General features: G+C 41.5%; 1 protein-coding gene. It reads left to right on the top strand.

Annotation, left to right across the window (positions count from 1 at the left end):
* On the top strand, window positions 1–265 hold a 265-nt coding region (locus Q0856_RS18105; protein WP_298507247.1), incomplete at both ends, for an Ig-like domain-containing protein.

Genomic DNA, 265 nt, shown 5'->3' with positions numbered 1-265 from the left:
AATGCAAGTTCGTTAAGTCCAACGGTGGTACATACGGGAGCTAGTTTAAACCCAACAACCGGAACGGCACAGGATTTCACTAATCCAGTAACATATAGAGTAACAGCCGCCGATGGTTCTACTAAGGATTATATAGTAACGGTAACTGTAGCTACCATACCAGTAACCGGAGTTAGTGTTACTCCAATTTCTAGAACAATTACAGAAGGGAATACCCAAACCTTAACAGCTACAATAACCCCATCGAATGCTTCTAATACTAGTG

It is taken from the genome of uncultured Maribacter sp., assembly GCF_947496775.1.
GTDB lineage: Bacteria > Bacteroidota > Bacteroidia > Flavobacteriales > Flavobacteriaceae > Maribacter_B.
Note: the sequence above shows the minus strand (reverse complement) of the source record. Positions and strands in the feature narration are given on the sequence as shown.